Here is an 8,433-nt window from a genome sequence, read left to right on the forward strand (position 1 = left end):
TTTCGCGCCGCAGATGCGTTGGCTTCCTTTACGCACCCCGGTCACTTCGTTGACTAAGCTCCCGGGGATACGCGCAGTCGCCGCCTTCCTGCAACGCGAAATCTAATGGTTATGTACTTTACAAAAAATATCTCCAGTCCGGAGAGGGACAACTGTTGCCTGAATAAGGGTAAAAACATGAAAAAATTAACCTGTTTCAAAGCCTACGATATTCGCGGCAGGCTGGGCGAAGAGCTGAACGAAGAGATTGCGTGGCGGATTGGTCGCGCTTACGGCGAATTTCTGAAGCCGAAAACCATTGTGCTGGGCGGCGACGTGCGTCTGACCAGTGAGGCGCTGAAGCTGGCGCTGGCAAAAGGATTGCAGGATGCCGGCGTTGACGTGCTGGATATCGGTCTATCGGGCACCGAAGAGATCTACTTCGCGACTTTCCACCTTGGCGTGGACGGCGGGATTGAAGTCACCGCCAGCCACAACCCGATGGACTACAACGGCATGAAGCTGGTGCGCGAAGGCGCGCGTCCCATCAGTGGCGATACCGGTCTGCGCGACGTGCAGCGCCTGGCGGAAGCCAACGACTTTCCGCCGGTGAACCCTGCGCTGCGCGGAAGCTATAAGCAAATCTCCCTGCGTGATGCCTATATCGACCATCTGTTTGGCTACATCAATGTTAAAAACCTCACGCCGCTGAAGCTGGTGATTAACTCCGGCAACGGCGCGGCAGGCCCGGTGGTGGACGCTATCGACGCGCGCTTTCAGACGCTCGGCGTGCCGGTCGAGTTCATCAAAGTGCACAACACCCCGGACGGCAACTTCCCGAACGGCATTCCTAATCCGCTGTTGCCGGAGTGTCGCGCCGATACCCGCAATGCGGTGATTGAACATGGCGCGGATATGGGGATTGCCTTTGACGGTGATTTTGACCGCTGCTTCTTGTTCGACGAGAAAGGCCAGTTCATCGAGGGTTACTACATTGTCGGCCTGCTGGCGGAAGCGTTCCTCGAAAAACAGCCGGGCGCCAAAATCATTCACGACCCGCGTCTGTCCTGGAACACGGTGGATGTGGTGAAAGCGGCGGGCGGCACGCCGGTGATGTCGAAAACCGGTCACGCTTTCATTAAAGAGCGGATGCGCCACGAAGACGCTATCTACGGCGGCGAGATGAGCGCCCACCACTATTTCCGTGATTTTGCTTACTGCGACAGCGGAATGATCCCGTGGTTGCTGGTGGCGGAACTGGTGTGTCTGAAGGGACAGTCGCTGGGTGAACTGGTCCGAGACCGGATGGCGGCATTCCCGGCGAGCGGCGAAATCAACAGCAAGCTGGACGAACCGGCGGCAGCGATTTCTCGGGTGGAACAACACTTTGCCAGCGAGGCGCTGGCGGTGGACAGAACCGACGGCATCAGCATGTCGTTCGTCGACTGGCGTTTCAACCTGCGCTCCTCCAACACCGAACCGGTGGTACGCCTGAACGTGGAGTCACGCGGCGATATTCCGCTGATGGAAGCGCGAACGCGCACTCTGCTGGCGTTACTGAATCAGTAAGGTCAGATCTTCCCTTACCCGCTGGCGGGTAAGGGGCTAATAACAGGAACAACGATGACAAATCTAAAAAAGCGCGAACGGGCCAAAACCAATGCATCGTTAATCTCTATGGTGCAACGCTTTTCAGATATCACCATCATGTTTGGCGGGCTGTGGGTCGTCTGCGAAGTCAGTGGACTGCCTTTCCTGTATATGCACCTGTTGGTGGCGCTGATCACGTTGGTTGTTTTCCAGATGCTGGGTGGCATAACCGATTTCTATCGCTCATGGCGCGGCGTCAAAATTTCCACTGAACTGACTCTCCTGCTGCAAAACTGGACGCTGAGCCTCGTCTTTAGCGCCGGTCTGGTGGCATTCAATCAGGATTTCGATAACCGCCTCGCGGTCTGGCTGGCGTGGTATCTGCTGACCAGCGTCGGACTGGTCTTCTGCCGATCGTTTATTCGCATCGGTGCAGGATGGCTACGCAACCGTGGCTACAACACGCGCCGGGTGGCCGTCGCAGGCGATCTGCCTGCCGGACGGGCGCTGCTCGATAGCTTCCGCAACGAACCGTGGTTAGGTTTTGAGGTGGTTGGCGTTTATCACGATCCGAAACCGGGCGGCGTTACCTCTGACTGGGCAGGTAACCTCGAACAACTGGTTGAAGATGCGAAAGCGTCACGCATCCATAACATCTACATTGCGATGGCGATGTGCGACGGCGCGCGGGTGAAAAAACTGGTGCGCGAACTGGCGGATACCACCTGTTCGGTGATCCTCATTCCGGACGTGTTTACCTTTAACATTCTGCATTCCCGCATCGAAGAGGTGAGTGGCGTGCCGGTGGTGCCGCTGTATGACACGCCGCTGTCGGGCATCAACCGTCTGCTTAAGCGTGCGGAAGATATCGTGCTGGCGTCTCTGATCCTGCTGCTGATCTCCCCGGTGTTGTGCTGCATTGCGCTGGCGGTGAAGCTGAGTTCGCCGGGGCCGATCATCTTCCGTCAGACCCGTTATGGCATGGACGGTAAACCGATCAACGTGTGGAAATTCCGCTCAATGAAGGTGATGGAAAACGACAAGGTCGTCACACAGGCGACGCAGAACGATCCGCGCGTCACCCGAGTGGGGAATTTCCTGCGTCGTACCTCGCTGGATGAACTACCGCAGTTTATTAATGTGCTGACCGGTGGCATGTCTATCGTCGGGCCGCGTCCGCATGCGGTGGCGCATAACGAACAGTATCGTCAACTGATTGAAGGCTACATGCTACGCCACAAGGTGAAGCCGGGGATCACCGGTTGGGCGCAAATCAACGGCTGGCGCGGTGAAACTGACACGCTGGAGAAAATGGAAAAACGCGTGGAGTACGATCTGGAGTACATCCGCGAGTGGAGCGTGTGGTTCGACATCAAGATCGTTTTTCTGACGGTGTTTAAGGGCTTTGTTAACAAAGCGGCGTACTGAGGAACGGTCATGAGCTTACGTGAAAAAACCATCAGCGGCGCGAAGTGGTCGGCGATTGCCACGGTGATCATTATCAGCCTTGGGCTTATCCAGATGACGGTACTGGCGCGGATCGTCGATAACCACCAGTTCGGCCTGCTGACCGTGTCGCTGGTGATCATTGCGCTGGCCGATACGCTGTCTGACTTCGGTATTGCCAACTCCATTATTCAGCGCAAGGCGATAAGCCATCTTGAGCTGACCACGCTGTACTGGCTGAACGTCGGGTTGGGAATCATCGTCTGTGTGGCGGTCTTCCTGCTTAGCGATGTGATTAGCAATGTGCTGCATAACCCGGATCTGGCGCCGTTGATTAAAACGCTGTCGCTGGCGTTTGTGGTGATCCCGCACGGGCAGCAGTTCCGCGCGCTGATGCAGAAAGAGCTGGAGTTCAACAAGATTGGGATGATTGAAACCAGCGCTGTACTGGCAGGCTTTACGTTTACCGTTGTCAGCGCGCATTTCTGGCCGCTGGCGATGACGGCCATACTCGGTTACCTGGTAAATAGCGCGGTGCGCACGCTGTTGTTTGGCTATTTTGGCCGCAAGATCTACCGTCCGGGTCTGCACTTTTCGCTGGCGTCCGTTTCGTCGAATTTGCGCTTTGGTGCGTGGCTGACGGCGGACAGCATCATCAACTACGTCAACACCAACCTTTCCACGCTGGTGCTGGCGCGTATTCTCGGGGCCGGCGTCGCAGGGGGCTATAACCTGGCGTATAACGTGGCAGTGGTGCCGCCGATGAAGCTCAACCCCATCATCACCCGCGTGCTGTTTCCGGCATTTGCCAAAATTCAGGACGACACACAGAAGCTGCGCGTGAATTTCTACAAGCTGCTTTCCGTGGTGGGCATTATCAACTTCCCGGCATTGCTGGGCCTGATGGTGGTTGCAAATAATTTTGTGCCGCTGGTCTTTGGCGAGAAGTGGAACAGCATCATTCCTGTTCTGCAACTGCTGTGCGTGGTGGGGTTGCTGCGCTCGGTCGGTAATCCGATTGGTTCGCTGCTCATGGCGAAAGCGCGGGTAGACATCAGTTTTAAATTTAACGTCTTCAAAACGTTTCTCTTTATTCCGGCAATTATTGTCGGCGGGCAGATGGCGGGCGCAATTGGCGTGACGCTGGGCTTCCTGCTGGTGCAAATTATCAACACCATTCTGAGCTATTTCGTGATGATCAAACCGGTGCTGGGTTCCAGCTATCGTCAGTACATTCTGAGCCTGTGGCTGCCGTTCTATCTCTCATTGCCGACGCTGGCGGTGAGCTACGGTCTGGGTATCGCGTTACAGGGACATCTGTCGCTCGGTGTGCTGCTGGGGACGCAGATTGCCGCCGGTGCGCTGGCGTTTGCGGTGATGATCGTACTTTCGCGCCACCCACTGGTTGTGGAGATGAAGCGCCAGTTTTGTCGCAGCGAAAAAATGAAAACCTTGCTTCGTGCAGGATAAGTTTTGCCGGATGGCAACGATTTTAAGAGGGTGAAATGAAATTATTGATTCTGGGCAACCATACCTGCGGCAACCGTGGCGACAGTGCGATTTTACGTGGTCTGCTGGACGCCATTCACCGCCTCGAACCTGACGCGGAAGTGGACGTCATGAGCCGCTACCCGGTGAGTTCGTCCTGGCTTTTGAACCGTCCGGTGATGGGCGATCCGCTCTTTTTACAGATGAAACAGCACAACAGCGCGGCTGGCGTAGTGGGGCGGGTGAAAAAAATCCTCCGTCGTCGCTATCAGCACCAGGTGCTGCTTTCCCGCGTTACCGATACCGGCAAGCTGCGTAATATCGCGATTGCTCAGGGGTTTACCGATTTCGTGCGTTTGCTTTCGGGTTATGACGCTATCGTTCAGGTGGGCGGTTCGTTCTTCGTCGACTTGTACGGTGTTCCGCAGTTTGAACACGCGCTGTGTACCTTTATGGCGAAAAAACCACTGTACATGGTCGGTCACAGCGTCGGTCCGTTCCAGGATCCACAATTTAATCAACTGGCTAACTATGTTTTCGGCCACTGTGATGCACTGATCCTGCGGGAGTCGGTCAGCCTGGAACTGATGAAACGCAGTGACATCACCACTGAAAAAGTGGAGCACGGCGTGGATACCGCCTGGCTGGTGGATCATCACGATGAAGATTTTACGCCGGGCTATGCCGTTCAACACTGGCTGAGCGTAGCGGCGCAGCAGAAAACGGTGGCAATTACTCTGCGAGAACTGGCGCCGTTTGATAAACGCCTGGGCACCACGCAGGAGGCTTATGAGAAGGCCTTCGCCGGTGTGGTCAACCGCATTCTGGATGAGGGCTATCAGGTTATCGCACTGTCTACCTGTACCGGCATTGACAGCTATAACAAAGATGACCGCATGGTGGCGCTGAATCTGCGTCAGTACGTCAGCGACCCGACGCGTTACCACGTGGTGATGGATGAACTCAATGATCTGGAAATGGGCAAGATCCTCGGCGCATGCGACCTGACGGTTGGCACACGCCTGCATTCCGCCATTATCTCGATGAACTTCGCGACGCCTGCTATTGCGATTAATTACGAGCACAAATCGGCGGGCATCATGCAGCAACTGGGGATGCCGGAGATGGCGATAGATATCCGTCATCTGCTGGATGGCAGTCTGCAAGCGATGGTGGCGGATACGCTCGGACAGTTGCCGCAGATCAATGAGCGTCTTGCGCAGGCGGTGCGTCGCGAGCGTGAACAGGGATACCGTATGGTGGAGTCGGTGTTAACGCGCATCGGGGAGGGGAAATGAAGGTCAGCTTTTTTTTACTGAAATTTCCGCTGTCGTCGGAAACCTTCGTCCTCAACCAGATTACCGCGTTTATCGACATGGGTTTTGACGTTGAGATTGTCGCCCTGCAAAAAGGTGACACGCAAAATACGCATGCCGCCTGGGAAAAATATGGCCTGGCGGCCAGAACGCGCTGGCTACAGGACGAGCCGCCGGGACGTCTGGCAAAGCTGCGCACTCGGGCAGTGAAAACGCTGTCAGGACTGCACCGGGCGACGACGTGGAAATCGCTCAACTTCTCTCGCTACGGCGATGAATCACGTAACCTGATCCTCTCATCAATCTGTGCGCAGATAAGTCAACCCCTGCGTGCGGATGTCTTTATCGCCCACTTTGGTCCGGCGGGCGTAACGGCGGCGAAGCTGCGTGAGCTGGGCGTTATTCAGGGCAAGATTGCGACGATTTTTCACGGTATTGATATTTCCAGTCGGGAAGTTCTTAACCATTACACGCCGGAGTACCAGCAACTGTTCCGTCGTGGCGATCTGATGTTGCCTATTAGCGATCTCTGGGCTGGAAGGCTGAAAAGCATGGGCTGTCCGCCGGAGAAGATTGCCGTTTCACGGATGGGCGTGGATATGACGCGCTTTACGCACCGGCCAGTGAAAGCACCCGGTACGCCGCTGGAGATTATCTCTGTTGCGCGACTGACTGAGAAAAAAGGACTGCATGTGGCGATAGAGGCCTGCCGCCAGTTGAAGGAGCAGGGTGTGGCGTTTCGTTATCGCATTCTGGGCATTGGTCCCTGGGAGCGGCGATTGCGCACGTTGATTGAGCAGTATCAGCTCGATGATGTGATTGAGATGCCGGGATTTAAGCCCAGCCATGAAGTGAAAACGATGCTGGATAACGCGGATGTCTTTCTGTTGCCGTCGATTACCGGCACGGATGGCGACATGGAAGGCATTCCCGTTGCGTTGATGGAAGCGATGGCGGTGGGGATCCCGGTGGTCTCTACCGTTCACAGTGGGATCCCGGAGCTGGTGGATGCCGGGGAATCCGGCTGGCTGGTACCGGAAAACGACGCCCATGCGCTGGCGCAACAGCTCGCGTTGTTCAGCCAACTTGATCACCAGACGCTGGAACCCATCATCCAGCGCGCGCGTGAAAAAGTTGAACATGATTTTAATCAGCAGGTGATCAATCGTCAGTTGGCCAGCCTGCTGCAAACGATGTAAACCGAGGTTGTATGCCAGAGAAAACGCTCTCCCGACGTACCTTCCTGACGGCAAGCTCCGCGCTTGCCGTACTTCCTGTCCTCCATTCACCTTTTGCCCGCGCTGTTGCGTCCCGCAAAACCGTCAATATTCAGGATTACAATGCGAAAGACTGGATTGCCTCCTTTCGACAGGCCTTCAGCGACGCAGAGACCGTGGTGGTGCCAGCGGGACTGGTGTGCGAGAACATCAATACCGGCATTTTTATCCCACCGGGAAAAACGCTGCATGTGCTGGGCCGCCTGAGCGGTAATGGGCGTGGTCGCTTTGTGTTGCAGGAGGGATGTCAGGTCACTGGCGAGAAGGGGGGCAGCCTGCACAATATTACGCTGGATGTACGCGGTTCCGATTGTATGATTAACGGCCTTGCGATGAGCGGTTTTAGGCCGGTGACGCAGATTTATATTGGTGGGAAAAAGCCGCGCGTGATGCGCAATCTGGTCATCGATAATCTCACCGTGACCCAGGCCAACTATGCGATTCTGCGTCAGGGATTCCACAATCAGGTCGATGGCGCGCGTATTACCCACTGCCGTTTCAGCGACTTGCAGGGTGACGCCATCGAATGGAATGTCGCTATTAACGATCGCAATATCCTGATTTCTGACCACGTCATTGAACGGATCAACTGTACCAACGGCAAGATTAACTGGGGGATTGGCATTGGGCTTGCGGGGAGCACCTACGACAACACCTATCCGGAGCAGCAGACGGTTAAAAATTTTGTGGTCGCCAACATTACCGGATCAGATTGTCGGCAACTGGTGCATGTCGAGAACGGCAAACATTTTGTGATTCGCAATGTGAAGGCGAAGAACATCACCCCGGATTTCAGCAAGAAGGCAGGCATCGATAACGCGACGGTTGCCATTTACGGTTGCGATAATTTTGTGATTGATAATGTCGATATGGTTAACAGTGCCGGGATGCTCATTGGCTATGGCGTGGTCAAAGGGAAATATCTCTCCATCCCGCAAAATTTCAAACTCAACCATATCTCCCTTGATAACACGCAGCTTGAATATAAATTGCGCGGCATTCAAATTTCCTCCGGTAATGCCACCTCCTTCGTTGCACTGACCAACATCGAGATGAAGCGGGCGACGCTGGAGTTGCATAATCAGCCGCAGCATCTTTTTCTGCGCAATATCAAGGTGATGCAAGAGTCAGCAACGGGACCGGCGCTGAAGATGCACTTTGATCTGCGCAAAGACGTGCGCGGTAAGTTTATGGCGAAAGAGGACACGCTGTTGTCGTTGGCAAACGTACATGCGGTGAATGAGAAGGGGCAAAGCTCAGTGGATATAGACCGCATAAACCATCATGTGGTGAACGTTGATGCGATCAACTTCCGCTTACCGGAGGGGAGGGGGTGA

At 55.2% G+C, this 8,433-nt stretch carries 6 protein-coding genes; all 6 read left to right on the plus strand.

Annotation, left to right across the window (positions count from 1 at the left end; genetic code table 11):
* Window positions 1-177: 177 nt before the first annotated feature.
* From cpsG to wcaM, 6 genes are read left to right on the plus strand one after another with little or no spacing between them, the layout of a single operon-like run.
* Window positions 178-1,548 carry a colanic acid biosynthesis phosphomannomutase CpsG gene (cpsG, locus tag JTI98_RS12690; RefSeq protein ID WP_216081325.1) on the plus strand — a complete coding sequence of 457 codons (1,371 nt, stop codon included), beginning with the start codon at window positions 178-180 and terminating at the stop codon, window positions 1,546-1,548.
* Between the two features lie 54 nt (window positions 1,549-1,602).
* Window positions 1,603-2,997, plus strand: a complete 1,395-nt coding sequence (gene wcaJ / locus JTI98_RS12695) for an undecaprenyl-phosphate glucose phosphotransferase (protein WP_216081326.1) — start codon at window positions 1,603-1,605, stop codon at window positions 2,995-2,997.
* A gap of 9 nt (window positions 2,998-3,006) precedes the next feature.
* Complete coding sequence (wzxC, locus tag JTI98_RS12700) at window positions 3,007-4,485, plus strand: colanic acid undecaprenyl disphosphate flippase WzxC (protein WP_216081327.1); 1,479 nt, start codon at window positions 3,007-3,009, stop codon at window positions 4,483-4,485.
* Between the two features lie 35 nt (window positions 4,486-4,520).
* Window positions 4,521-5,801: a colanic acid biosynthesis pyruvyl transferase WcaK gene (gene wcaK / locus JTI98_RS12705; RefSeq protein ID WP_044328231.1), complete on the plus strand. Its 1,281-nt coding sequence runs from the start codon at window positions 4,521-4,523 to the stop codon at window positions 5,799-5,801.
* Window positions 5,798-7,018 carry a colanic acid biosynthesis glycosyltransferase WcaL gene (wcaL, locus tag JTI98_RS12710; RefSeq protein WP_216081328.1) on the plus strand — a complete coding sequence of 407 codons (1,221 nt, stop codon included), beginning with the start codon at window positions 5,798-5,800 and terminating at the stop codon, window positions 7,016-7,018. The genes wcaK and wcaL overlap by 4 nt, the downstream gene beginning before the upstream one ends.
* Window positions 7,019-7,029: 11 nt before the next feature.
* A complete protein-coding gene (gene wcaM, locus JTI98_RS12715) occupies window positions 7,030-8,433 on the plus strand; it encodes a colanic acid biosynthesis protein WcaM (RefSeq protein WP_216081329.1) in 1,404 nt (467 codons plus the stop codon).

It is taken from the genome of Citrobacter sp. MGH 55 (assembly GCF_016906145.1).
GTDB classification, from domain to species: Bacteria; Pseudomonadota; Gammaproteobacteria; order Enterobacterales; family Enterobacteriaceae; genus Citrobacter_A; species Citrobacter_A amalonaticus.

Bases quoted from the DNA above. Each gene is read 5' to 3' on its own strand.
- cpsG (WP_216081325.1), top strand. From the start codon at position 178: ATGAAAAAATTAACCTGTTTCAAAGCCTACGATATTCGCGGCAGGCTG.
- wcaJ (WP_216081326.1), top strand. From the start codon at position 1,603: ATGACAAATCTAAAAAAGCGCGAACGGGCCAAAACCAATGCATCGTTA.
- wzxC (WP_216081327.1), top strand. From the start codon at position 3,007: ATGAGCTTACGTGAAAAAACCATCAGCGGCGCGAAGTGGTCGGCGATT.
- wcaK (WP_044328231.1), top strand. From the start codon at position 4,521: ATGAAATTATTGATTCTGGGCAACCATACCTGCGGCAACCGTGGCGAC.
- wcaL (WP_216081328.1), top strand. From the start codon at position 5,798: ATGAAGGTCAGCTTTTTTTTACTGAAATTTCCGCTGTCGTCGGAAACC.
- wcaM (WP_216081329.1), top strand. From the start codon at position 7,030: ATGCCAGAGAAAACGCTCTCCCGACGTACCTTCCTGACGGCAAGCTCC.